The organism is Ensifer sp. WSM1721, from assembly GCF_000513895.2.
Taxonomy (GTDB): domain Bacteria; phylum Pseudomonadota; class Alphaproteobacteria; order Rhizobiales; family Rhizobiaceae; genus Sinorhizobium.
The window spans coordinates 3,576,730-3,600,146 of record NZ_CP165782.1 but is presented as its reverse complement, the minus strand read 5'-3'; the positions used below and the strand labels follow the sequence as shown (position 1 = coordinate 3,600,146).

General features: G+C 62.7%; 25 protein-coding genes and 3 pseudogenes. 9 read left to right on the top strand and 19 right to left on the bottom strand.

The annotated features are described in order from the left end of the window. Nucleotides 1–7: 7 nt before the first annotated feature. The 4 genes from pheS to infC form a co-directional block, all read right to left on the bottom strand. A complete protein-coding gene (gene pheS / locus M728_RS17315) occupies nucleotides 8–1,090 on the bottom strand; it encodes a phenylalanine--tRNA ligase subunit alpha (RefSeq protein WP_026622104.1) in 1,083 nt (360 codons plus the stop codon). A 190-nt stretch (nucleotides 1,091–1,280) separates the two neighbouring features. Continuing rightward, entirely contained in the window at nucleotides 1,281–1,685 is a 405-nt protein-coding gene (rplT, locus tag M728_RS17310; RefSeq protein ID WP_026613580.1) for a 50S ribosomal protein L20, read from the bottom strand. Between the two features lie 36 nt (nucleotides 1,686–1,721). Then, nucleotides 1,722–1,925 carry a 50S ribosomal protein L35 gene (gene rpmI, locus M728_RS17305; protein ID WP_026613581.1) on the bottom strand — a complete coding sequence of 68 codons (204 nt, stop codon included), beginning with the start codon at nucleotides 1,923–1,925 and terminating at the stop codon, nucleotides 1,722–1,724. 249 nt (nucleotides 1,926–2,174) lie between these two features. Next, nucleotides 2,175–2,711 (bottom strand): translation initiation factor IF-3, encoded by a 537-nt coding sequence (infC, locus tag M728_RS17300; protein WP_077068068.1) that lies wholly within the window; start codon nucleotides 2,709–2,711, stop codon nucleotides 2,175–2,177. A 216-nt stretch (nucleotides 2,712–2,927) separates the two neighbouring features. Here infC and M728_RS17295 point away from each other — a divergent pair, with 216 nt between their 5' ends. Continuing rightward, nucleotides 2,928–3,734 carry a carboxylesterase gene (locus tag M728_RS17295; RefSeq protein ID WP_026622105.1) on the top strand — a complete coding sequence of 269 codons (807 nt, stop codon included), beginning with the start codon at nucleotides 2,928–2,930 and terminating at the stop codon, nucleotides 3,732–3,734. 285 nt (nucleotides 3,735–4,019) lie between these two features. Continuing rightward, entirely contained in the window at nucleotides 4,020–4,640 is a 621-nt protein-coding gene (locus M728_RS17290) for a transglutaminase-like cysteine peptidase (protein ID WP_026622106.1), read from the top strand. 167 nt (nucleotides 4,641–4,807) lie between these two features. Here the strand turns inward: M728_RS17290 and mbfA are convergent, their stop codons facing one another. The 3 genes from mbfA to efp form a co-directional block, all read right to left on the bottom strand. Beyond that, nucleotides 4,808–5,791 (bottom strand): iron exporter MbfA, encoded by a 984-nt coding sequence (gene mbfA / locus M728_RS17285; RefSeq protein ID WP_026622107.1) that lies wholly within the window; start codon nucleotides 5,789–5,791, stop codon nucleotides 4,808–4,810. Nucleotides 5,792–5,910: 119 nt separating this feature from the next. Further along, nucleotides 5,911–7,152: a cyclopropane-fatty-acyl-phospholipid synthase gene (gene cfa1, locus M728_RS17280; protein WP_026622108.1), complete on the bottom strand. Its 1,242-nt coding sequence runs from the start codon at nucleotides 7,150–7,152 to the stop codon at nucleotides 5,911–5,913. A gap of 150 nt (nucleotides 7,153–7,302) precedes the next feature. Beyond that, nucleotides 7,303–7,872: an elongation factor P gene (gene efp / locus M728_RS17275; protein WP_026613587.1), complete on the bottom strand. Its 570-nt coding sequence runs from the start codon at nucleotides 7,870–7,872 to the stop codon at nucleotides 7,303–7,305. Between the two features lie 157 nt (nucleotides 7,873–8,029). On the opposite strand from efp, the gene epmA reads away from it, so the two are divergent. The 3 genes from epmA (at nucleotide 8,030) to M728_RS17260 (ending at nucleotide 11,158) form a co-directional block, all read left to right on the top strand. Beyond that, complete coding sequence (gene epmA, locus M728_RS17270; RefSeq protein WP_026622109.1) at nucleotides 8,030–9,082, top strand: EF-P lysine aminoacylase EpmA; 1,053 nt, start codon at nucleotides 8,030–8,032, stop codon at nucleotides 9,080–9,082. Continuing rightward, nucleotides 9,079–10,131 carry a lysine-2,3-aminomutase-like protein gene (locus M728_RS17265; RefSeq protein WP_026622110.1) on the top strand — a complete coding sequence of 351 codons (1,053 nt, stop codon included), beginning with the start codon at nucleotides 9,079–9,081 and terminating at the stop codon, nucleotides 10,129–10,131. Before epmA ends, M728_RS17265 begins: the two co-directional genes overlap by 4 nt. A 214-nt stretch (nucleotides 10,132–10,345) precedes the next feature. Next, nucleotides 10,346–11,158, top strand: coding sequence for a class I SAM-dependent methyltransferase (locus tag M728_RS17260; RefSeq protein ID WP_026622111.1), 813 nt, complete (start codon nucleotides 10,346–10,348; stop codon nucleotides 11,156–11,158). An 82-nt stretch (nucleotides 11,159–11,240) separates the two neighbouring features. Here the strand turns inward: M728_RS17260 and M728_RS17255 are convergent, their stop codons facing one another. Next, nucleotides 11,241–11,906 (bottom strand): OmpA family protein, encoded by a 666-nt coding sequence (locus M728_RS17255; RefSeq protein ID WP_026622112.1) that lies wholly within the window; start codon nucleotides 11,904–11,906, stop codon nucleotides 11,241–11,243. A gap of 277 nt (nucleotides 11,907–12,183) precedes the next feature. Between M728_RS17255 and M728_RS17250 the strand changes: the two genes are divergently transcribed. After that, entirely contained in the window at nucleotides 12,184–12,822 is a 639-nt protein-coding gene (locus tag M728_RS17250) for an exopolysaccharide biosynthesis protein (RefSeq protein ID WP_034884122.1), read from the top strand. Nucleotides 12,823–12,922: 100 nt separating this feature from the next. Here the strand turns inward: M728_RS17250 and M728_RS17245 are convergent, their stop codons facing one another. From M728_RS17245 to M728_RS17230, 4 genes are all read right to left on the bottom strand, one after another. Further along, on the bottom strand, nucleotides 12,923–13,288 hold the full coding sequence (locus tag M728_RS17245; RefSeq protein WP_051441065.1) for an antibiotic biosynthesis monooxygenase: 366 nt from the start codon (nucleotides 13,286–13,288) through the stop codon (nucleotides 12,923–12,925). A gap of 99 nt (nucleotides 13,289–13,387) precedes the next feature. Further along, a complete protein-coding gene (locus M728_RS17240; RefSeq protein ID WP_026622936.1) occupies nucleotides 13,388–14,413 on the bottom strand; it encodes a histone deacetylase family protein in 1,026 nt (341 codons plus the stop codon). A 100-nt stretch (nucleotides 14,414–14,513) separates the two neighbouring features. Next, nucleotides 14,514–15,041 carry a GNAT family N-acetyltransferase gene (locus M728_RS17235; protein WP_026622935.1) on the bottom strand — a complete coding sequence of 176 codons (528 nt, stop codon included), beginning with the start codon at nucleotides 15,039–15,041 and terminating at the stop codon, nucleotides 14,514–14,516. A 1-nt stretch (nucleotide 15,042) separates the two neighbouring features. After that, the gene (locus M728_RS17230; protein WP_026622934.1) at nucleotides 15,043–15,621 is read right to left on the bottom strand and encodes an XRE family transcriptional regulator; all 579 of its coding nucleotides are present in this window, start codon (nucleotides 15,619–15,621) and stop codon (nucleotides 15,043–15,045) included. A 197-nt stretch (nucleotides 15,622–15,818) separates the two neighbouring features. Here M728_RS17230 and M728_RS17225 point away from each other — a divergent pair, with 197 nt between their 5' ends. After that, nucleotides 15,819–17,072 (top strand): MFS transporter, encoded by a 1,254-nt coding sequence (locus M728_RS17225; RefSeq protein WP_026622933.1) that lies wholly within the window; start codon nucleotides 15,819–15,821, stop codon nucleotides 17,070–17,072. Nucleotides 17,073–17,121: 49 nt separating this feature from the next. Next, entirely contained in the window at nucleotides 17,122–18,957 is a 1,836-nt protein-coding gene (lepA, locus tag M728_RS17220) for a translation elongation factor 4 (protein WP_026622932.1), read from the top strand. A 252-nt stretch (nucleotides 18,958–19,209) separates the two neighbouring features. Here lepA and M728_RS17215 read toward each other — a convergent pair. From M728_RS17215 to M728_RS17190, 6 genes and pseudogenes are all read right to left on the bottom strand, one after another. Next, nucleotides 19,210–19,495 (bottom strand): annotated as a pseudogene (locus M728_RS17215) (GIY-YIG nuclease family protein). Between the two features lie 64 nt (nucleotides 19,496–19,559). Next, a complete protein-coding gene (locus M728_RS17210; protein ID WP_026622931.1) occupies nucleotides 19,560–20,066 on the bottom strand; it encodes a GNAT family N-acetyltransferase in 507 nt (168 codons plus the stop codon). Nucleotides 20,067–20,095: 29 nt separating this feature from the next. After that, a pseudogene (locus M728_RS17205) lies at nucleotides 20,096–20,257 on the bottom strand (DapH/DapD/GlmU-related protein); the annotation flags it as partial. A gap of 270 nt (nucleotides 20,258–20,527) precedes the next feature. Further along, nucleotides 20,528–20,614: pseudogene (locus M728_RS17200) on the bottom strand (maltose acetyltransferase domain-containing protein); the annotation flags it as partial. 23 nt (nucleotides 20,615–20,637) lie between these two features. Continuing rightward, nucleotides 20,638–21,129, bottom strand: a complete 492-nt coding sequence (locus M728_RS17195; protein WP_026622929.1) for a GFA family protein — start codon at nucleotides 21,127–21,129, stop codon at nucleotides 20,638–20,640. 136 nt (nucleotides 21,130–21,265) lie between these two features. Continuing rightward, a complete protein-coding gene (locus M728_RS17190) occupies nucleotides 21,266–21,721 on the bottom strand; it encodes a DoxX family protein (RefSeq protein ID WP_026622928.1) in 456 nt (151 codons plus the stop codon). 240 nt (nucleotides 21,722–21,961) lie between these two features. Between M728_RS17190 and M728_RS17185 the strand changes: the two genes are divergently transcribed. Further along, nucleotides 21,962–22,243 carry a SelT/SelW/SelH family protein gene (locus M728_RS17185; RefSeq protein ID WP_026622927.1) on the top strand — a complete coding sequence of 94 codons (282 nt, stop codon included), beginning with the start codon at nucleotides 21,962–21,964 and terminating at the stop codon, nucleotides 22,241–22,243. A 343-nt stretch (nucleotides 22,244–22,586) separates the two neighbouring features. On the opposite strand, the gene M728_RS17180 is transcribed toward M728_RS17185, so the two are convergent. Then, nucleotides 22,587–23,213: a ribonuclease D gene (locus tag M728_RS17180; protein ID WP_026622926.1), complete on the bottom strand. Its 627-nt coding sequence runs from the start codon at nucleotides 23,211–23,213 to the stop codon at nucleotides 22,587–22,589. Nucleotides 23,214–23,417: the final 204 nt, after the last annotated feature.

The window sequence follows — 23,417 nt, the reverse complement described above, 5'->3', positions numbered from 1 at the left end:
ACGAAGGTCACGCCGAGAGGCCGCCGAAGAGCGTCGGCATGTCGAGCGGGCGGAAGCCGTAATGGGTCATCCAGCGGACATCGGCGTTGAAGAAGTCGCGCAGGTCCGGCATCCCGTATTTCAGCATGGCGATCCGATCGAGGCCCATGCCCCAGGCGAAGCCCTGGTACTCGTCGGGATCGAGGCCGCCGGCGCGCAGCACGTTCGGATGCACCATGCCGCAGCCGAGAATCTCCATCCAGTCCTTGCCCTCGCCGAACTTGACGATCGGGCCAGAGCGGTCGCACTGGATGTCGACCTCGAAGGACGGCTCGGTGAAGGGGAAGAAGGACGGGCGGAACCGCATCGTCACCTGGTCGACCTCGAAGAAGGCCTTGCAGAACTCTTCGAGCACCCAGCGCATGTTGGCGACGTTCGCCGTCCTGTCGATCACCAGGCCCTCGACCTGGTGGAACATCGGCGAATGGGTGGCGTCGGAATCCTGGCGATAGGTCTTGCCGGGGATGATGATGCGGATCGGCGGCTGCTGAGCTTCCATCGTGCGAATCTGCACCGGCGAAGTGTGCGTGCGCAGCACCTTGCGCTCGCCCTTCTCGTCGGGCTCAAAGAAGAAGGTGTCGTGCATCTCGCGGGCCGGATGGCCTTCCGGGAAGTTGAGTGCCGTGAAGTTGTAGTAGTCGGTCTCGATATCCGGTCCCTCGGCAATCGAGAAGCCCATGTCGCCGAAGATCGCGGTGATCTCGTCGACGATCTGGCTGATCGGATGGATGCGGCCGCGTTCGGCAGGCGAGGAACGCACCGGCAGACTGATATCCACGGTCTCGCGCGCCAGCCGTTCGGCGATCGCCGCGTCCTTGAGCGCCAGCTTCCGGGCGGAGATCGCTTCCGTCACCGTGTTCTTCAGCGCGTTGATGCGGGCGCCGCGGGTCTGGCGCTCCTCCGGCGTCATCGTGCCGAGCGTCTTCAAAAGCTCCGAGATCGAGCCCTTCTTGCCGAGCGCACCGACGCGCACCGCCTCGATTGCCGCCTCGTCGGCGGCGGCATCGATGTCCGCCAGCAAAATCCGTTCCAACGTTTCCAGTTCGCTCATTCTGTCCTGCCTCGATGCGGGAATGGTTCGGTATATCGGTTCAATTCTTCAGCAATGTGATCGCGTCCAACGTGAGCGGAGGCGTTCCGTGGCTGCGATCGCGGCGGCAAGCCGAAAAGAAAAACCCGCGCCAGCCCTGCCAGCGCGGGTTTCCCAACAATTTCAGAAACGGTCTTGGGAAAACGCTGGCTTAACGGACAGCGCTTTCAAACTCGTTTGCCGTGCCGGCTTCCTTGAGATAGGCGAGCGCCTTCTTGGCGGCTTCAACGAGCGCCGTGAATGCAGCCGTCTCATGGATCGCCATGTCGGACAGAACCTTGCGGTCGATCTCGATGCCGGCCTTGTTCAGACCGTCGATGAAGCGGCCGTAGGTGAGGCCGTGCTCGCGGACGGCAGCGTTGATGCGCTGGATCCAGAGCGCGCGGAAATTGCGCTTGTTGACCTTACGGTCGCGGTAGGCGTACTGCTTGGAACGGTCCACCGCTGCCTTGGCGGCGCGAATGGTGTTCTTGCGGCGGCCATAGAAACCCTTGGCGGCCTTGAGCGTCTTCTTGTGCTTGGCGTGGGCGGTTACGCCGCGTTTTACACGTGCCATGTCATGATCTCCTTAAAATCCAAATCGCCAGACGTCTTAAAGACCGTTGGGCAGGTAGTTCTTGACGACCTTCTTGCCATCAGCCTCTGCGAGAACCATGGTTCCGCGAGCGTCGCGAATGAACTTGTTGGACCGCTTGATCATGCCGTGGCGCTTGCCAGCAGCGGCAGCTCGAACCTTGCCGGTCGCGGTGACTTTGAACCGCTTCTTGGCAGACGATTTCGTCTTCATCTTGGGCATTTTGCTACTCCATTGTTCTTGATATGCGAAACCGGCTGACGAGGCTTGGTTTCCAGCGTTAAGAACGGCCACGGCATGCCCTGCCGGACCGTTCGGACGGGGGCTTATAACCGCGCCCCCCAAAAAAGGCAACCCGGCAAGGAAAGAACGCTGCGTGCCGGAAGGAGCGTCGCGACCCAAAGGAAGGGCCGCCCCACGAGCTCCTCCGGGGCGGCCCTTCATCAAGCCTCTTGTCGGGGCAGGCACCGATCACTTCGGCGCAAGCACCATCATCATCTGGCGACCTTCGAGCTTTGGTTCGGCCTCCACCTTGGCAATGGCCTGGGTGTCATCCTTCACCTGCATCAGAAGCTTCATGCCGAGTTCCTGGTGGGCCATTTCGCGGCCACGGAACTTCAGCGTCACCTTGACCTTGTCGCCCTCCTCGAAGAAGCGATTCATGGCCTTCATCTTCACCTCGTAGTCATGGGTGTCGATGTTGGGGCGCATCTTGATTTCCTTGATCTCGACGATCTTCTGTTTCTTGCGCGCCTCGGCCGCCTTCTTCTGGTTCGCGTATTTCAGCTTGCCAAGATCGAGAATCTTGCACACGGGCGGATCGGAATTCGGTGCGATCTCCACCAGATCGAGACCGGCCTCGTCCGCCATGCGGAGCGCCTGGTCGATCGGTACGCTGCCCAGGTTCTGGCCCTCGGCATCGATAAGCTGAACCCGGGGGACCCGGATTTCCTTGTTTGCGCGCGGTCCTTCCTTGACTGGGGCGTCCGCTTTGAACGGTCTGCGAATGGTCGTACTCTCCTCGAGCTGTTGACGTACAATTGGTTTGATAAACGGTCAGCGCGATCTCAAACGTGGCGCTTGAAACAGTCACTGACGGCAATGTGTGAATTGCGGCTCCAGAGTCAATAGCATGGCCCGCAATGAAAATCATCCTCTGTCGGTGCCCGAACGAATCTGTTTTAGAAGGAATCCTTTCAGGTCAGGTCTCTCGGAGGATATTCGATGTCAGCAACGCCGGCTGAAACCGACATCACGCGGATCGAGGTCGGAACGGGAGAGCTCAGGCGCAGCATCGCCATGCGGATCTTCCGCGCCGAGCCGGCCTCCGGCCAACCCGCACTCGTTTGGCTCGGCGGGTACCGTTCCGACATGACCGGCACGAAGGCCATCGAGGTGGAGGCCCATGCCCGAGCCGTCGGCACCGACTGTATCCGCTTCGATTACTCCGGGCACGGTTCCTCAGGCGGCGATTACCGCGACGGCACGATCTCTCGCTGGATTGAGGAAAGCCTTGCGGTGGTCGATCATGCCGCGGCGCCACGCATGATCCTCATCGGCTCCTCGATGGGCGCCTGGATCGCACTCCGCCTCATCGAGAAGTTGCGGACGCGCGGCGAAGCCGGCCGCGTCGCCGGTCTCGTGCTGATCGCCCCTGCCCCGGATTTCACCGCCGAGCTGATCGAGCCAAATCTGACCGATATCGAACAGGCGTCGCTTGCCGAGCGCGGCTTTTTCGAGGAACCGTCGGAATACAGCCCCGAGCCCAATATCTTCACCCACGCGCTGATCGAGGACGGCCGTGACAACCGGGTCATGAAGGGGCCAATCGAAACCGGCTGCCCGGTCCATATCCTCCAGGGCATGCGCGATCCGGACGTGCCCTACACTCACGCGCTCAAGCTGATGGAACATATGCCGGCGGACGATGTCGTCATGACGCTTATTCGCGATGGCGACCATCGGTTGTCGCGCGAGGAGGACATTGCCAAATTGAAACAGGCGATCGACGCCATGCTGACGAAGGCCTGAGCGGTGGGCTAGGCCACATGGACTAGTCAAAATCTCCGAACCTAATCCGGAAGGCATAGGCCAAGCCGTTGCGCTGGCGGGATTTCCGCGCCTTCTGCCGCAGTCTTTAACCATAAGATGGACTAGCCCGAATCAGGCGATTGACTCCGACGAGCCGTCTATATTAACTCTTTGTTAACGATTAGAGCAGCGCAGGGGAAAAATCCTACAAAAGCTGTCGGCAACTTTGGATTGCGCGGATCGGTCCGAACGGGATCGGATGCGGTCGCGTTACAGGGGATCTGTATGGCATCTTGGACCGGGGTTAAGGCAAGTTTCGCGGTACTTTGCGCGCTTTTCATTTCAACAAACGCGGCGATTCCCGCACAGGCGGGAGCCTCTCCCTGGATGCAGACCGGCGCGGTAACCTCTCAGCCGATCGGGCATTACGAATTCTGCCAAAAGTATAGAGGTGAGTGCCGCGTTCGGTCGAACTCGACCGTTCCGCCGCGCGTCACGGCAGGCGGCTGGGCGGCCATCCGTCAGGTCAATGCCGCCGTCAACCGGCAGATCGCGCCGGTCACGGATCTGCAACTGCACGGCAGAGACGAGGTCTGGTCCTATCCGGGCGCGCAGGGTGATTGCGAAGACTTTGCTCTCGAAAAGCGCAAACGTCTGATGCAGAAAGGTTTCTCCGCCAGCAACCTGCTGATGACCGTCGTGCGCAAACCCGACGGCGAAGGCCACGCGGTGCTGACGGTCCGCACCGCCCAGGGCGACTTCATTCTGGACAACCTCGACAGCGGCGTGAAGCTGTGGACGCACACGCCTTACCGTTTCCTCAAGCGTCAGGCAGCTAGCAATAGCGGCCGCTGGGTCACCATCGACAACAGCGGCGAAGTGCTCGTCGGCTCCGTCGGCAACTGATCGGTCAAACCTGTCCCTCGAAAAGGCCGCAGACGCGGCCTTTTTGTTTCCGTACTGCATGTTTCCTTAAGTCGGGTACGATTTACGATAAAAACACGCAGCGATTCAAAGCGCTATAGCGACCTTCGCGCGTCTGATAAGACGCGCGGCGCTGTAGTGGCGCGCGATCAGGCGTTGCCGATGACGACGCCGGCGGCAAGGACGAGACCACCGCCGAGCACGACCTGGAAGGCGGCCCTCAAGAAAGGCGTTTCCATGTAGCGGTTCTGGATGAAGGCGATCGCCCAGAGCTCGAAAAAGACGATCCCGACCGCGGTCGCTGTCGCCGTCCAGAAATGCGGAATGAGATAGGGAAGCGCGTGGCCGAGGCCGCCGAGCGCGGTCATGATGCCGGAGGCGAGTCCGCGCTTGACGGGCGAGCCGCGACCGGAAAGCCTGCCGTCGTCATGGGCAGCCTCGGTGAAGCCCATCGAAATGCCCGCGCCGACGGAGGCAGAGAGGCCGACGAGGAAGGTCTGCCACGTGTCCTGGGTGGCGAAGGCAGCGGCAAAGATCGGCGCTAGCGTCGAAACCGAACCGTCCATCAACCCCGCCAGACCCGGCTGCACATAGGTCAGGATGAACTGTCGGTGGGATGTCTCTTCCTCCTCGTCGCGCACATTTTCGGGCGTATGCTTCTCGCCGAGCCGGCGAGCGAGCGATTCATGCGCCTTCTCGGCGATCGCCAGGTCTCCAAGGAGCTTGCGCGTCGCTGCGTCGCGCGTACGCGCTGCAGCCTCGACATAGAAGCGATGGGCCGCATCCTCCATGGCTTCCGCTTCCACGCGCGCCTTTTCGATCGGCATCTCGGCGATCAGCCAATCAGGCTTGCGTTCCGGGAAATCGCGCACGTGCTCGCGGCGGATCAGCGGAATGCGGTTGCCGAAGCGGGCGACGTGCAGGTCGATCAGGGCCTGGCGGTGATGGCTCTCCTCCTCGGCCATTTCCTCGAAAACTTTTGCGGAATGGGGGTATTTCTGACGCAGCGCATCGGCATAGGCGAGATAGATGCGGCCGTCGTCCTCCTCGGAGGAAATGGCGAGCGCGAGGATCTCCTGTTCGCTCAAGGACAGAAACGGACGCTTGGAGCGGGAGAAAAGGCGGGAAAACATGGGCGGGAACCTTCTTTAGAATAATTCTAAATAGGCTCCGTAACATGGAGCGTCAAGGCTGCGAGCGGGGCGAGGCCGGGCAAGAGCGGTGACTTGAGAGAGGGGCGCTGCTCCCCACATCAGATCGCGAGGTTGAGCGGCTTCTCCTTCTCGATATAGGCACGCTGCCGATCGGTGATGTAATCGCGCACGATCGGCGCCGCATCGCGTGAGCGCGACAACTGCATATGGAAGACGAGCTGGCTGCCGGTGCGAAACATCATTTCCGCGCTGATCAGATAGAACTCCCACATCCGGGCGAAGCGTTCGTCGTACATCGCGATCACCTTGTCACGATTCCTCTCGAACCGCGCTCCCCAGTGGGCGAGCGTCGTGGCGTAGTGAACGCGCAGGAATTCAAGATCCGTCACCCACAGGCTGTTGCGCTCGACTACCTCAAAGACTTCCGACAGCGCCGGAGAATAGGCGCCGGGAAAGATGTATTTCCGAAGCCAGGGACTGGCCATGCCGGGCGGGCTCATATGGCCGATCGAATGAAGCACGGCGAGCCCGTCGTCCGGCATCAGCGCATTCAGCTTCTTGAAGAACTCGTCATAGTGATGAACGCCGACATGCTCGAACATGCCGACCGAGACGATCCGGTCGAACGGCCCCTCAACGTCGCGATAATCCTTGAGCTCGAAGCGCACGCGATCGGAAAGTCCTGCTGCGCGCGCCCGCTCGGAGGCGAGCGCCTGCTGCTCCTTCGAGAGCGTCACGCCGATGACCTCGACGTCCTCGAGCGCGGCCAGATAGAGCGCGAGATCGCCCCAGCCGCAGCCGATGTCGAGCACTTTCATTCCGGGCTTTAGGCAGAGTTTCGCCGCAAGCAGCCGCAGCTTGTTGCGTTGCGCCGCCTCCAGCGTCTCGTCCGGCTCACGGAAATAGGCGCAGGAATAGAGCATGTTCTCGTCGAGGAAGAGCTTGTAGAAATCATTGCCGAGATCGTAGTGATGAGCGACGTTCTGCTGCGCCTTCCCTTTGGGGTTCGCCTGCTGGCGCTTACGGAACCGCATCTTGATCGCGCGCAGGAGCTTCTGGATCGGATAGGAGCCGAGCGACAGGCGATTGATCGAGAAGAGCGTGAGGAAATCCCTAAGCGTCGAGCCCTCCTCGAAGCGCATGGTGCCATCCATATAGGCCTCGCCGGCGGCAAGCTCGGCATTAAAGACGAGACTGCGATAGAGCCGCTTGTCGGTGAGCCGCATCGTCACGCTCGGCCCCGGCTCGCCCGAGAAGACGTGCCTCCTGCCGTCGGCATCGATCACCGTCAGGCTGCCCTTGCGAATGAACGACTTCATCATATGCGATAGTGGAAACATGCAGCGCCGTGCCTCTCATCCTGATCCAGAGGGCGGCATCCTAGCATCGCGCGAACAAAATGCGCGCCGAATATGCAGCTACGCACGGGAAACGAAAACGGGGACGGCAGTCACCGACCACCGTCCCCGTTGATTTCTGTCAGGACCAGGTCAGTCCTTGGCGCGCTCGACGTAGGAACTGTCTTCGGTTGCGATGACGACGCGGGTGCCGGCCTGAATGTGCGGCGGCACCATGGTACGAAGGCCATTGGACAGCACGGCGGGCTTATAGGACGAGGACGCGGTCTGGCCCTTGACCACCGGCTCGGTCTCGACGATTTCGAGAACGACATGGCGCGGCAGTTCGATGGCGATCGCAATGCCTTCGTGGATCGACAGCATCACGGCCATGCCTTCCTGGAGATAGGCCTTCTGGTCGCCGATATCGTCGGCCGACATGACGAGCTGGTCGTAGGTTTCCGGATTCATGAAATGGAAGCCTTCGGCATCTTCATAAAGGAAGGTGTGCTCGCGGTCTTCGACGAAGGCGCGCTCGACCTGTTCTGTGGTGCGGTAGCGTTCGGAGACCTTCACGCCGTCGGAGATGCGGCGCATGTCGACCTGCGTGACCGGCGTGCCCTTGCCCGGGTGGAAGTTCTGCGCGGTGAGCACGACGTAGAGCTTGCCGTCGACGTCGAGAACGTTGCCCTTGCGGACTGAAGAAGCGATGACCTTGACCATTAGTCTTCCTTGTAACAGAGGTATCAGCGACACGAGCGGGCCTAGATCGGCCCAACGGACGCGAGAACTGGTTTCGCGCCGCCACTACCCTAATTTCGCGCGAATAGCCAGCCTGCGCCGGCATTCACGTGGAAAGAAAGCTTGGATCGAACCGACCATGCAGAACGCTTCTCCCTGGTGGACCCCGGAGGTCCACGCCGACCGGCGCCCGTTCCTCATCGGGCGCAATCGCATCCAGGCGGCGCTCCGCCGGTTCTTCGACGAGCATGATTTCATGGAGGTGGACACCGCAACGCTGCAGGTGTCGCCGGGCAACGAGGCGCATTTGCATGCCTTTACAACACAAGCGATCGGCCATGATGGCTCGATCCAGCCCCTCTATCTGCACACCTCGCCCGAGTTCGCATGCAAGAAGCTGCTCGCCGCCGGCGAAAGGCGCATCGCCTGTTTCGCCCATGTCTATCGCAATCGCGAGCGGGGGCCACTACACCATCCCGAATTCACGATGCTGGAATGGTACCGCGCCGAGGAGAACTACGAGACGCTGATGCGCGACTGCGCCGAAATCCTGGCGCTCGCCGCGGAGACGGTGGACACGCGGTCCTTCACCTATGGCGGGCGCGACTGCGATCCCTTAGCGGAACCGGAGCGGCTTTCGGTGGGCGAAGCCTTCGAGCGTTTCGCCGGCATCGACCTCCTCGCCTCGATTGCAGCGGACGGCTCCACCGATCGCGAAAGCCTCGCTGCCGCCACGCGAAGAGCCGGCCTGCGCGTCGCCGCTGACGACGGCTGGGCCGATCTCTTCAGCCGCGTGCTCGTCGAGAAGATCGAACCTAATCTCGGCTTGGGGCGCGCCACGATCCTCGATCAATATCCCGTTGCCGAGGCCGCGCTGGCAAGACCAACACTCGACGACGGGCGCGTCGCGGAGCGCTTCGAGCTCTATGCCTGCGGCGTCGAGCTCGCGAATGCCTTCGGCGAGCTGACGGATGCTACGGAACAGCGTCGCCGCTTCGAGCTCGAAATGGCGGAAAAAGCGCGGGTCTATGGCGAGACCTATCCTATCGACGAGGACTTCCTCGCCGCGCTCGCAACCATGCCCGAGGCAAGCGGCATTGCGCTCGGCTTCGACCGGTTGGTGATGCTGGCAACCGGGGCTTCGCGCATCGAACAGGTTCTTTGGGCGCCGGTCGCGGAGGCCTCGGCATGACCATGGACCGAACCGTCCGGACAGCGGGCGAGCTCGTCGAGGCCGGCCTGGTCGGGGCTGCCGACGAACAGGCGATCTCCCGCGTTGCTTCCCGATATGCGGTCGCGATCAGCCCCGCGCTTGCGCGCCTCATCGAGCGCGACGATCCCCACGACCCGATCGCCCGGCAATTCGTGCCCGACGTGGCGGAGCTTACGCTCGCGCCGGAGGAGCGCGCCGATCCGATCGGTGACGGCGCGCATAGTCCGGTCGCGGGCATCGTCCACCGCTACCCGGACCGCGTGCTGCTGAAGGCAGTGCATGTCTGCCCGGTCTACTGCCGGTTCTGCTTCCGCCGCGAGATGGTAGGCCCGCAAGGCCTCGGCACGCTGACGCCCGCAGAACTCGATGCGGCCATCGCCTATATCGCCGCTCATCCGGAAATCTGGGAGGTGATCCTGACGGGCGGCGACCCGCTCGTGCTCTCGCCCCGGCGGCTTGGCGAAATCATGGAGCGCCTCGGCAAGATCGACCATGTGAAGATTGTCCGCTTCCATACGCGCGTGCCGGTCGTCGAGCCCGACCGGATCGACGCGGAGCTCATCGCAGCGCTTAAGGCCAGCGGCAAGGCGACCTATGTGGCGCTTCACGCCAATCATCCGCGGGAGCTTACGACCGCGGCACGCGCGGCCGCCGCGTGGCTGATCGATGCCGGCATCGTCATGGTGAGCCAATCGGTGCTGCTCAAGGGCGTCAACGACGATGCGGACGTGCTCGCCGAGCTGATGCGCGCCTTTGTCGAGACGCGCATCAAGCCCTATTACCTGCACCATCCGGATCTCGCTCCCGGCACCAGCCACTTCCGGCTGTCGATCGATGAGGGTCGGGCGCTCGTCGCCTCGCTGCGCGGCCGCGTCTCCGGCCTCTGCCAGCCGACCTACATTCTCGACATACCCGGCGGCCACGGCAAGGCCGTGATTGGCGCAAGCGCTATCGAGGCGAAAGGCGGCGGCTGTTACACCGTCAGCGACTTCCACGGAAACAAGCACGCCTATCCGCCGAAGGATTGAACACCTCGGCGCTACTGCATGTTTCCTGAAATCGTAGTCGGCATAAAAAACGGCAGCAATTCAAAGTGCTACAGCGTCTCTTTGTGCGTCTGAAAAGACGCACGGCGCTGTAGTTTCGTGCTCCAGGCTCCGCGCGAGAGCGGTTCGGTACAGCGAACGTCACGCAAAATGATAAGATACGACGCGCCGCGTTTCCGATCCGCCGGAGGAAGCCATGCCATCGGAGATCCGCCTCACCGGTGTCACTGCCACGCCGCTGATCACGCTTCTGGCGAAGGCGGAGGAGAGCGCCATGCCGGATTCGCTGCTCTGCGACCGCTTCGCGGCTGCCGCGATCGCCCTCGTCGACGAGGACCTGACGCATCTGAAGGTGGGGCACGACATGACGGTCGCGATCGCCATGCGCGCGCTTCTGCTCGATCGCTGGACGACGGCTTTTCTCGACCGGCATCCGGATGCCACCGTCCTTCATCTCGGCTGCGGACTCGATGCCCGTGTCTTCCGCGTCGATCCGCCGCCGTCGGTGCTCTGGTTCGATATCGATTTTCGCGAGGTGATTGCCCTCAGGCAGCGACTCTACCCCTGTCGCGAGAACTATACGGCGATCGCAGCCTCGATCACGGAAACGACATGGCTGTCGCAACTGCCCACCGACAGACCTGCGATGATCATCGCGGAGGGCGTGCTGCCTTATCTTGGCGAGCACGAGGTCCCGCAGCTTCTCAGCCGGCTCGTCGACCGCTTCCCCTCCGGTGAGATCGTCTTCGATGCTTATAGCCGGTTCATGGTCTGGATGCTGCATTTCAACCCGGCGATCCGTTCGACAGGCGCATCGCTTCGATGGGCGCTCGACGAGCCGACGGAACTCGAGCGCCAGGTGCCGGGGCTGAAGCTCGCGGAAGACCGGTCGCACTGGAGCGCATCCGAGGCGGCGCGGATGTCGCCCCCGGCGCGCATCGCCCTGCAAATCCTCGCGGCTACCCCGATGCTGCAGCCGATGGGGCGGCTCGTTCGTTATCGCTTCTGATGCGCATCGGGCCACAAGGGCCAAAGAAAAAGGGCCGCACGGCGACGCCGGCGGCCCTCTCTTGAATTGTCGCTGCGGCGGATCAGCCCTGCTTGATCGGCGCGATCGAGATTTCGACGCGACGGTTCTGGGCGCGGCCGGCCTCGCTGGCATTGGACGCAACCGGCCGCTCCATACCGTAGCCCATGGTGGAGATGCGCCGCTGGTCGACGCCGCGAGTGCCGAGATAGTTGGCGACCGAGGCCGCACGGCGCTCCGACAGGCCCTGGTTATAGGAGGCGCTGCCGGTCGAGTCGGTGTGGCCATCGACGTCGATGAGCGTCTTGTTGAACTTGCGCAGCACGATCGCCACCGAATCGAGCGTCGGATAGAAGTCCGGAATCACCTGGTCGCGGTCGGTCGCGAAGGTGATGTTCGACGGCATGTTGAGGATGATGCGGTCGCCGGCGCGCGTCACCGAGACGCCGGTGCCCTGCAGTTGTGCGCGCAGCTCCGCCTCCTGCTGGTCCATGTAGTTGCCGATGAGACCGCCGCCGAGGCCGCCGATAGCCGCGCCGACGAGTGCTGCGTCGCGCCGTCCCGCGGCGCTGCCGCCGGCGAGCAGACCGGTCGCCGCGCCGAGGCCCGCACCGATCAAGGCGCCGCCGGCCGTGTTCGACATCTTCTGCTCTCCCGTGTAGGGATCGGTGGTCGTGCATCCGGAAAGATAGATGGCCGCAACAGCCAGGATGGCGCATTTCTTGATCATCGAATCAATGGTCCCCATTGGTGCTGAAATCGCTTCATACCACCGATTGCGGCAGGAAGATGAAGGGGCCGAGCACTTTCCACAGGGACCGCGTGCCGGCTCGGTTTCGCAGTGCAACATTTGCCGCGCGCCACATTGCTGACCAGAGCGCCCGCTAACCGAAGCTTCATATGCCCGCGCTATGGTGGGGCACCCGGTCGTGATCGACCAGGGGTAGAAGATGCGGAGCCGCGCGTCGTTCGGTGAAGCGGCCCGCAAAGGTGAGAGGGGTCAAGATATGGCGATCGAGTTCGGCGATACGGAACGCAATCTCAGCGACACGCTGAACGGGATGATCGCTTCGATCAGAGGCGATACGATCACGCTGCGCGAACTGATGATCGAGATCGGCGAGCATGGTTTCCTGCTCCTCTGCGCCCTGCTGACGCTGCCCTTCCTCATTCCCGTTTCCATTCCCGGCGTCAGCACCGTCTTCGGCGCGGCGATCATCCTCATCTCGCTGGCGATCACGCTCAATCGCTTGCCCTGGCTGCCGCAACGCATCCTCGACCGGCGGATCGAGACGGAAAAACTCGTGCCGACGCTGAAGAAAGGGGCGGCCCTCGTCTCGAAGCTCGATCGGTACGTGCGGCCGCGATTGTATTTCCTGACGCAGGGCGTCGTAATGAACCGCTTCAACGGCCTGATGATCATGGCCGGCGGCGTGCTCCTGATGTTCCCGCTCGGGCTGATCCCGCTGTCGAACACGCTGCCCGGGATCGCCATCCTGCTCTTGTCACTCGGCATCATACAGCGCGACGGGCTGATGGTGGCCGCCGGTTACCTCTTTCTGCTGGCAACCACCGTCTATTTCGCCGTTCTCGCCTATGCGGCTTTCGCCGCAGGCCAGGGGCTTTCGCAATTCTTCGTGTCGTAGGTCCGGCTTGGACTACAGCGCCGTGCGTCTTTTCAGACGCACAAAGGACGCTGTAGCACTTTGAATTGCTGCATGTTTTTGTCCTTAAATCGGGTACGATTTAAGGAAACATGCAGTAGGCAAAAAGCGGCTCCAAGCGCTTATAGCTGCCGAAGTCGGTGCGGATATTGAGCTCGGCCATCAGTGCCTCCCGGTCGAGGCCGAGTCCCCTGTCGAGCTCGCCAAGCGCGGCGGCAATCCTCGGCGCGACCTCGTCGCTCGCAAACTCGATCATGGTGACGAAATTGAAGATGCCGGGGCCGGAATTCTGCTCGAGGACCCAGTCGCGGACATAGCCGTCCTGCCGGCGAATGACGGCAAAGGTCTTTGCCACGAGTTCCAGGAATTTCTCTCGCGCCTCGTCAGGCACGGCGAATTTGTTGACTCGATAAAGCGGCCGCGACAGCGCCAGCTTGTTTCCACTCATCGTTCTCTCCTTTTGAAAGCGGACCGCCGGCGGCGATCCGGAAAGCGCGACCAGTGGTACGACCTCAACCATAGTTGAGGTCAATAGGCGATTCTACAATCAGCCGGCGATCCCCTTCAGCACATTCGCGACGTTCAAGCCGATCTCCGGCACGCCGTAGCCGCCCTCCATGCAGATGACGACCGGAAGGGCCATCCGCCTCAAGCGTTCGCCGATGCGCAGGTAGTCCTCCGATTTGAGCTTGAAGAAGCTGATCGGATCGCGCTCGAAGGTATCGACGCCCAGCGAGAGGACGAGCGCTTCCGCGCCGAAGCCGGCAATGCGCGCGGTGGCGTCATCCATCGCTGCACCCCAGGTTTCGAAGGTGGTGTCGCGCGGCAGGGGATAGTTCTTTGTCGTGCCAAGCCCCTCGCCCGCACCTTCCTCGTCGGCAAAACCAAGAAAATGTGGGAAGGCGTCGACCGGGTCGCCGTGCAGCGAGGCGAAGAAGACGTCTGCGCGCTCGTAGAAGATATCCTGGGTGCCGTTGCCGTGGTGGAAGTCGACGTCGAGCACGGCAACTTTCACCGCACCGGAATCGCGCAAGCGCTGCGCGGCGCAGGCCGCGTTGTTGATGAAGGAATAACCGCCGAAGAGGTCGATCGCGGCGTGGTGGCCCGGCGGGCGGCAAAGCGCGAAGGCGGCGGAATGGCCGCCGGCGACATGGGTCGCTGCGGAAATCGCGCAGTCCATCGCCGCGCGCGCGGCGGCAAAGGTGCCCTCGGTGATCGCCGTTTCGGCCGCAAAAGAATAGTAGCCGAGCGCTCCATCGATATCCTTCGGCGGGTGCTGGCGCATGCGCCGGGCCGGAAAGCAAGCGGGTATCGCTTCGCCGCGATAGCCATCCGCGACCCAGCGGCTCCAAGCGGTTTCGAGGAATTCGAGATAGTCCGCGGAATGCAGCTCCAGCGCCGTCTCCATTCCGTGGCGCTCGGGTGCGACGACATCGGAGAAACCCGCCTCCCTGACCGCTGCGAGAATCCACTCGGCCCGGAACGGCGCTTCAAAGGGCGGGACGAGCTCGCCTCCATGCAACTCGGTCTTGGCGTCTCTGAGCTTGTGGTCTTCGGAGTAGAAAACGCGCATCATCCTGTCCTGTCGCATAGGGAGCCCCGCGGGGCGTTCGTGCGTCACCCTACTTCACGATTGGGCAAAGCGGAATCGGCTCCGCACGGGGGCAGTCGTTCTAGACGGCAAGGTGCTTGTAGAAGAACGTCGTCGCGCAATAGCGGCCGTCCGGCATCAGCGCATAGTCGGGAACGACGCCCGCGCGGTTCCAGCCGAAGCGCTCGTAGATTGCCTCTGCCGGCTCGCCCGTTGCCGTGTCGAGCACCAGCACTCGTCTGCGGTGCTTGATGGCTTCGGCTTCCGCCGCTTCCATAAGGCGACGCGCCAAGCCGAGGCCGCGGGCGTTCCGATGCACGAGCAGCTTCTTGATGTCGGCGCGATGGGGCTGGTTGGGCATGGTCGCGACGCCGAGCTGCACGGTGCCGATCGGTCGGCCGTCGACCTCGGCGATAACGAGCACGGTCTCGTCTCGGCCGACAGCGGCGGCAACGCCCTCCCAGAACGGGACCGCGGCCTCAGGCGGAAAGGGTTGCATGAAGCCGACCGAGGCGCCGCCTTCGACGCAATCAGAGAGAATCTCGGCCAGCGCCGGCAGTGCGGCCAAGGTTTCTTCTTCGCTGAGCACGCGGATATTCACGTCGGGCATGTTACACCTTGGTACGGCAGAGGATGACGGCGTAGTGCGCCGGTTCGTCGTAGGGGTTGTGGAAGACGTGGGCCTCCTCGAGGCCCATGAAGAGACAGTCGCCCGCTTCCAGCACCTGCGGCCCGCTTTCCATCGCCAGTTCGAGTCGGCCGGAAAAGAGCCAGAGATGCTGGGTGATGCCGCGGTCCAGAGGCTGGCGTTCGAAGACGACGCGGGCCCCCGGCGGAAACTCGACCTCGACGATATCGACCGGCGAACCGACGCCTTCGGGCGAGACGGAACGGCGTAGATAGCCGCTTTCGGGGTCGCGCCAGAGCCGCTGATCGGCGCGCCGCGCGATCGGCGACGCGTTCTCCGCCGTGGAGGCGAAGAGTGCCGAGAGCGTCGTGCCGAGCGCGCTGCAGAGCTTCGCGAGCAGTTGCGCCGTCGGGCTCGCCTCGCCGCGCTCGATGCGCGAGATCATGGCGCGGCTGACGCCGGAGCGAATAGCCAAGTCATCGAGCGTCAGGGCCTGCGCCATGCGCAGCTCGCGCACGCGGTTGCCGATCGTATGTTCAAGGGAGGCGATTGACTGTTCCATTATTTGAGATTGCATTTCTCCTATAATGGAGTCAAGCCGATTTGAGCGCGACAGATAAATTCTGCCGATGCCGTTTTGACGACAACGCGACGAACCATGTTGCGCTATCGTTGCGAGTATCCCGTACTTCAGAAAGTTCTTCTTCTTCAATACTTTAGAACTCACTTGTCGAAAAACGGTCGCGGAAGGACAGGCATATGGACAGATCTCCTTCGTCGCTGATGTCGATCGCGAGCATTGTTCTTTCGATGACGGCTGTCGCGATCGGCAACGGCATGATGCTCGCCTATGTGCCCTTCGTGCTGACGCGCTCGGCCGCGCCGGACTGGGTTCCGGGTGCCGCGGTGACCGCGATCGCTTTCGGCGGACTCCTCGGCTGCCTGATGGGCGGCTCGCTCATTCGCCGGGTAGGGCACGCCCGTGCCTTTTCCTGCTCGATGGCGCTCGTCATCCTCGCGGCGCTGACGATCAGCCTCGGCGTCCATCCGCTGCTTTGGGTTCTCGCACGCGGTCTCTACGGCGTCGCCGCGAACATGAACTTCATCATTACCCAGAGCTGGCTGAACCATGCCAGCGAGAACCACTGGCGCGGCCGGGCAATGTCGCTCTTCTACATGGCCTATGTCATCGGGCTCGGCGCCGGCGCCTGGCTCTTCGGCCAGATCCCTGCCGAAGGCAATCTCGCCCCGGTCATCACCGTCTTCTTTACGACCGTCGCCATCCTGCCGATCGGCCTCACGCGGCTGCCCAATCCGCCCGCTCCTTCCAGGGTCAGCATCGACATTCCCATGGTCTGGCGGGCTTCTCCGGTCGCCTTCGTCGGCGTGCTTGCCTCCGGCGGCCTATCGATGCTGGTGCAAGGCTTCACGCCGATCTATGCCGCGGCCAATGCGGTCAGCCAGCAGGACGTGGCGGCATTGATGTTCGTCATGCAGTTCGGCCTGCTCTTCATCCAGTTTCCGATGGGCGCCCTTTCCGACCGCACCGACCGCCGCATCGTCCTGATCGTCACCTGCGCTCTCACCATCGGAGCCGGCCTCGCGGCACTGGTCGTTTCCTTCGACAATCCGCTCCTGCTCATGCTGGTCTTCGCGATCTTTGCGGGGGCCGTCGAGACGGTCTATTCGATCGCCAATGCGCATGCAAACGACCGCACGGATCCGGCCGATTTCGTGCCGCTCGCCAGCACCATGCTGGTCGCCTGGTCGGCGGCCGCAACGCTGGTGCCAATGCTGGTGACGCTGCTGACGCCCGCCTTCGGCCAGCAGACCTTCATCTACGCGACGATGGCCGTAGCGCTCCTTTACGCGCTCTTCGTGCTCTTTCGCCTCCGCTCACGCGAACGCGTGCCGCCTGAGCTTTGCGAGACGTTCGAATTCAGAAGCGCCCAGGTGCCGAATGCCACTGCACTTGCAGCCACGGAAGTGCGGGCCGTCAGCCCGGATTTATAGTGAACGAAGCCTTCATTTCGCGCTTTGCGCCGCCTGATCGCGCTGCTATATGCGGCCCATGAGCACACCATCTTCCAAGACGCCCCTGTCGCATATCCGCAACTTCTCGATCGTGGCCCATATCGACCACGGCAAATCGACGCTCGCCGACCGGCTGATCCAGCTCACCGGCGGCCTTGCCGAGCGCGAGATGTCCGAGCAGGTGCTGGACAGCATGGATATCGAGCGCGAGCGCGGCATCACCATCAAGGCTCAGACCGTTCGCCTGCACTACAAGGCGAATGACGGCGAGACCTATGTCTTGAACCTCATCGATACGCCCGGGCACGTCGACTTCGCCTACGAGGTCTCGCGCTCGCTTTCGGCCTGCGAAGGTTCGCTGCTCGTCGTCGATGCCAGCCAGGGCGTCGAAGCCCAGACGCTCGCCAACGTCTACCAGGCGATCGACAACAACCACGAGCTCGTCACCGTGCTCAACAAGATCGACCTGCCGGCGGCCGAGCCGGAGCGGATCAAGGAGCAGATCGAGGAGGTGATCGGGATCGACGCTTCCGACGCCGTGCTGATTTCGGCGAAGACCGGCCTCGGCATTCCGGACGTGCTCGAAGCGATCGTCCACAAGCTGCCGGCCCCGAAGAGCCCGGGCGGCGGAAGCGCGCCCTTGAAGGCGCTGCTCGTCGATAGCTGGTACGACACCTATCTCGGCGTCATGGTGCTGGTGCGCATTATCGACGGCGTGCTGACCAAAGGCCAGACCATCCGCATGATGGGCACCGGCGCCAAATACACGATCGAACGTGTCGGCGTGCTGACGCCGAAGATGGTCGCCATGGATTCGCTCGGGCCCGGCGAGATCGGCTTCATCACCGCCTCGATCAAGGAAGTGGCCGACACGCGCGTCGGCGACACGATCACCGACGACAGGCGCCCGACGGCGGAAGCGCTCCCCGGCTTCAAGCCGGCACAGCCGGTGGTCTTCTGCGGCCTCTTCCCCGTCGACGCCGCCGACTTCGAGGAACTGCGCGGCGCCATGGGGAAGCTCCGCCTCAACGACGCCTCCTTCTCCTTCGAAATGGAATCCTCCGCCGCCCTCGGCTTCGGTTTCCGCTGCGGCTTCCTCGGGCTGCTGCATCTCGAAATCATCCAGGAGCGCCTATCGCGCGAATTCGACCTCGACCTGATCGCGACCGCGCCCTCGGTCGTCTATCAGCTCACGATGACGGACGGCACCGAGAAGGAACTGCACAACCCGGCCGACATGCCGGACGTCGTCAAAATCGCCGAATTCCGCGAGCCCTGGATCCGCGCGACGATCATGACGCCGGACGAGTATCTCGGCGGCATCCTGAAGCTCTGCCAGGACCGGCGCGGCATCCAGACCGAGCTCACCTATGTCGGCAACCGGGCGATGCTGACCTACGACCTGCCGCTCAACGAAGTGGTCTTCGACTTCTACGACCGGCTGAAGTCGATCTCCAAGGGTTATGCCTCCTTCGACTATCACCTCGCCGACTATCGCGAGAGCGACCTCGTCAAGATGTCGATCCTCGTCAACGGCGAGCCGGTCGACGCGCTGTCGATGCTCGTCCACCGCTCGGCGGCCGAAAAGCGCGGCCGCGCCATGTGCGAGAAGCTCAAGGACCTGATTCCGCAGCACATGTTCCAGATCCCGATCCAGGCCGCGATTGGCGGCCGCATCATCGCCCGCGAAACGGTTCGGGCGCTGCGCAAGGACGTGACGGCCAAGTGCTACGGCGGCGATGCCACCCGCAAGCGCAAGCTTCTGGAAAAGCAGAAGGAAGGCAAGAAGCGCATGCGCCAGTTCGGCAAGGTGGAAATCCCCCAGGAGGCGTTTATTGCGGCGCTGAAGATGGGGGATGAGTGAGTGAGGCTTGGCCCCTTTCAGGGAGACCGTGCGGGATCTTCGGATCAAGCCCAAGGATGATGGGTACAAAGGTTGTGTGAAATGTCCGGGCCGGTTCTGTGAAACCCTTGGCAGCAATGCCTTTCCCGCGAGTGGGTGACCAGTGTCGCGGCCGGGTCAAGGCCCCGTCGCGGCATATTCCGGCGTAGCTGAAAGTTCGCCGCCTCCCTCCACCGTCATCCTCGGGCTTGACCCGAGGATCCATGCACAAGGTTACCAAAGCTCGAGATACAGATCGCGCCAGTCTGGATTCATCTTCTCGATGAGGTCGATTTTCCATCGCCGATACCAGCGCTTCAACGATTTCTCGCGCTGGATAGCCGTGCCGATCTGCAGGTGCTCCTCGTACCAGACCAGTTGGTTGCATCCATATTTTGACGCGAAACCGGGCGTGAGGCCCTCTCGATGCTCAAAGATTCGGCGCTCGAGGTTCGACGTGACGCCAATGTAGAGCGTCCCCCCTCTTGTGATTTGTTACGATGTACACGTAGCCGACCATTCGGGAGCGATGCTTGTACTTGGATCCTCGGGTCAAGCCCGAGGATGACGGATTGAGAGGCCGGCTAGCCCCCAAGCAAATACCGTTTCGAAATCCGATCGATGAGGCGGCCATCTTTCAGCGGCACCCCCTTGTCGATCTTGTAGTCGACGAAGCCCATCTTGCTGTAATAGGCCAAACCGCCGATATTGTCGGCGCGGATCGTGGCGTTGATCGCCAGGAAGCCTGCGTCGCGGGCTTGCGCCTTCGTGGCGGCGAAAAGCGCGGTCCCGGCACCGGGAACCTTCTCATGAGCACGGGCGAAGGTGCCGATATCCACCCAGCCCTCCGGAAGACCGTCCCAGCGCTCGAGCGCCTGGAAGGCGCAGGGCTCGCCCGAATCATCCTCCGCAACGAAGCAACTGACGAAACCGGGGCCCGCAAGGAAGTGGGAGGCGAAGCTCTCATGCGTGAACGGCGTTTCATGGGCCGTGGTGCCGCCGATCCGTATGATCTCGTTCAGGAAAGCGCAGAGCGCCGGCACGTCCTCGACCCGTGCCGGACGGACATTGATCGTCGCTGCGTCAGCCATGAATTGCCTCCCTTTTCGAAAAATCAAGGCAGAACCCGTGCCGGGTTCCCCACAACCGTTGCGCCCGGCGCCACATCCCGTCTCACCACCGCGCCGGCTCCGACGATCGCTCCGTCGCCGATCGTCACGCCGGCGAGAATGATCGCGCCGCCGCCGATCCAGACGTCCTTGCCGATCGTCACCGGCCGGGCGATCTCCAGACCGGCACGGCGGAGCGCGATGTCCTTGTGATGCTCGGCACAGTAGATGTGCACGCCTGGCCCGAGCATGGTGCCATCGCCGATCGTAACAGGCGCGCTGTCGAGGATGGTGCAGCCGGCATTCAGATAGACGCCAGCACCAAGCGTGATATTGATGCCGTAGGAGCAATGGAACGGCGCCTCTAGGAATGCGTCCGCTGCGACCTCGTCAAAGAGCGCCTGCAGCGCCGGCGCCATGTTGCCGCGTTCGTCCGGCAGCAGGGTGTTGTGCTGGTGCACGGCGCGACGGGCTCGGGCGCGCAGCTCGTCGAGCTCCGAGTCCAGGCAGCAATACCACTCGCCCGCCATCATCTTCTCATGTTCGCTTGCCGTCACGACTGCACCTGCCCCTTGCGCTTCGCGCGCGCTTCACCAAGCCGATCGAGGCTCTCCTTCGGCCATTCGGTTTCTACGTCGTAATAGGCCTCGAAGACCCTGGCATCCGCCGGCAGCGGCACCCAGTCGAGTTTCGAGCGCGTGTAGATGTGGACGTCCGGGGGAAACTCCGATGGCCGGTCGAGCGTCGCGAGGCGAACGAAAGAAAGCCATTTGCGCCGGCCGTAATCGCTCCAGAGCGCCGACTGGCAGTCGGGGCAACGGTAGACATCATGCGGGCGGCCGCTGTCGGTCGAGAGCGTCACCATGACGGTCTCTCCCTGCAAGAGCTCGACATTTTCCGCCTCCACGATGCCGTTGATCACGAAAGCGCTGCCGAGCTGCCGTTGGCAGTCGCGGCAATGGCAGCAATGCACGAACATCGGCCGACGCTTCAGCCGATAACGGATACGGCCGCAGAAGCAGCCGCCTTCGATCGGTTCACTCATGGCTCGCGTCCTCCTCGATCCGAGATCACCACGGGTGAAGCCGCTGTTCAAGTGCGGCTTGTGGCTTGAGAAGAGAACGGGCTGTCGCAGGAGGATAGCCGCAGGCACGGTCTCCGCCCGTGCCTGCGGTGCGAAGTTAGAACTGGCGGCCGAGCTTGGCGTCGACCGACTGGCTGTTGGCGCCGCGGATGGCGAAGAAGAAGGTGATCGCCGCCCAGAGGATCGATTTCTCAGCCCCGCCGAGGCCCTGGCCCTGGACGATGCCGTGGAAATAGACGGTGACGAGGAGCACGATGGTCGCGGCAAAAGCCGCGGGCCGGGTGACGAAACCGATGGCGATGAAGATGCCGCCGAAGAACTCGGTGGCGGCAAGCAGAGGCGACCAGAAGACGCCCGGATGGAAGCCGAGCCCCTCCACCATGCCGACCGCGCCGAACGGATCGAGGATCTTGCCGTAGCCATGGGTGACGAGGAGCGTGCCCGCAAGCACGCGCAGCAGTGTCTCGGCGAAAGTGTCGAGCGGCAGATAGATCTTTTCGAGCGCAGGCAGGATCGCGCGCGGCCGGCCGTTGTCAGCAGTGGAATCAGTCATAAGGTCCCTCTCGCAGATTGTTGCAATGCCGAGTCTCTTGCCGCCCGCGCCTCGGAAGACAAGGGGCGGGCGATAAAAACCTGACAGAATGGGTTGACAATTATGTGAGAGAGCCGTGAAAGGCCGATTGTTCAGGGCGCGCGGCAAAGCTAATGTGAAGGCCTGAAATCATGCGGCAATTCAAGGCGCTAGCGCGGGTTTTCCGCCCGCCTCCCAAGACCACGAAACAGGACATGCCAGATGAGTGAGAAGCCACGCGTCACCATCCTCTACTGCACCCAGTGCAACTGGCTGCTGCGCGCCGGCTGGATGGCGCAGGAGCTGCTGTCGACCTTTGCCGACACGCTCGGCGAGGTGGCGCTGATCCCCGGCACCGGCGGCAATTTCGAGATCCGCGTCGATGGCGAGCTCGTCTGGGAGCGCAAGCGCGACGGCGGCTTCCCCGGGCCGAAGGAGTTGAAGCAGCGGATCCGCGACGTGATCGAGCCGGAGCGCGATCTCGGCCACGTCGACAGGAGCTGACGCTCTGGATCTCGTTACGCTCGCAGGCGTCTTCGGCGCTGCCTTCCTTTCGGCGACATTGCTGTTCGGCATGTCGGAAGCGACCGTCGTCGTCGCGGCATTTGCGGCTTCTCTGGCTGATGCCGTGACCTATCGAGCGGGCTCGCCCGAAGACCGGCCGCGTCGCCCCACGAATGCGTCATCCTCGGGCTTGACCCGAGGATCCAATCACAAGCACGGCGCTGATGCTTGTCGCGACCGGTCGGACCTGTCTTTCGAGCGTTGCTCAAGCCTGTGCATGGATCCTCGGGTCGAGCCCCGAGGATGACGGTGGAGTAGAGGCCGTGCAGGGACAGCCCCCACTCTAGCTATGCGCGAAAATATCCGTCTCCTCCCAGCCGAGCAGATCGAGCTTGGCGCGGGTCGGCAGGAAGGCGAAGCAGGCTTCGGCCAGTTCCATGCGGCCGTCGCGCAAGAGGCGCGCCGTCAGCTTGTCCCTGAGCGCATGCAGATGCAGCACGTCGGAGGCGGCATATTCGAGCTGCGCCGACGAGAGGATATCAGCCGCCCAATCCGAAGACTGCTGCTGCTTGGAAATGTCGATGTCGAGCAGTTCCTTGAGATTGTCCTTGAGGCCGTGCCGGTCCGTGTAGGTACGGCTAAGCCGCGAGGCGATCTTGGTGCAGAAGACCGGAGTTGCCGTGACGCCGAAGGTGTAAAACAGGACGGCGATATCGAACCGGCCGAAATGGAAGATCTTCTGCCGTGCCGGATCGGCGAGCATGGCAACGAGGTTCGGCGCTTCCCTCTGCCCGGCCGCGATACGGATCACATCGGCGGTACCGTCGCCCGACGAAAGCTGCACGACACAGAGACGATCGCGACGGGGAACGAGGCCGAGCGTTTCCGTGTCGATCGCGATCGCGCCCTGATAGCGGGCGGCGTCCGCCTCGGAAATGTCGCCTTCGTGGAATCGTATTGTATTTGCCATCGAAAATCCCCAGATCGTTTCCGCATGATTCTTAAATCGGAATGGATTTAAGAACAAAATCATGCAGCGCACCAAAGTGCTGCAGCGGTCTTCGCGTCCAGCCAGACACGTGGCGCTGCAGAGCGTAGCCGGCCTATAGCGCAACTTTGCCGGCCGCGATACCGTGTCCTTCAGTCGGCGCCCCGCTTCGCCGGCGTCCGTCCG